Consider the following 523-nt stretch of genomic DNA (forward strand, 5'->3'; position numbering starts at 1 on the left):
AGCTGATGTACTTGCACTTGTTGAAGCTGACGTGCTTGCTGATGTGCTTGCGCTTGTTGACGCTGACGTGCTTGCTGATGTGCTTGCACTTGTTGAAGCTGACGTACTTGCTGACGTACTTGCACTTGTTGAAGCTGATGTGCTAGCTGATGTGCTTGCGCTTGTTGAAGCTGACGTACTTGCTGATGTGCTTGCGCTTGTTGACGCTGACGTGCTTGCTGATGTGCTTGCGCTTGTTGACGCTGACGTGCTTGCTGATGTGCTTGCGCTTGTTGACGCTGACGTGCTTGCTGATGTGCTTGCACTTGTTGAAGCTGACGTACTTGCTGATGTGCTTGCTGATGTGCTTGCACTTGTTGAAGCTGACGTACTTGCTGACGTACTTGCACTTGTTGAAGCTGACGTACTTGCTGACGTACTTGCACTTGTTGAAGCTGATGTGCTTGCTGATGTACTTGCACTTGTTGAAGCTGATGTGCTAGCTGATGTGCTTGCTGATGTGCTTGCACTTGTTGACGCTGAT

The 523-nt window shown here is 49.7% G+C and carries 1 protein-coding gene; it reads left to right on the forward strand.

Annotated features, from left to right (window positions below; all coding sequences use genetic code 11):
* Positions 1 to 523: hypothetical protein (locus tag AC3E7H_RS09940; protein WP_490676509.1), on the forward strand; the 523-nt coding region annotated here is incomplete at both ends.

The organism is Streptococcus sp. SCPM-O-B-15304 (M98) (genome assembly GCF_058200215.1).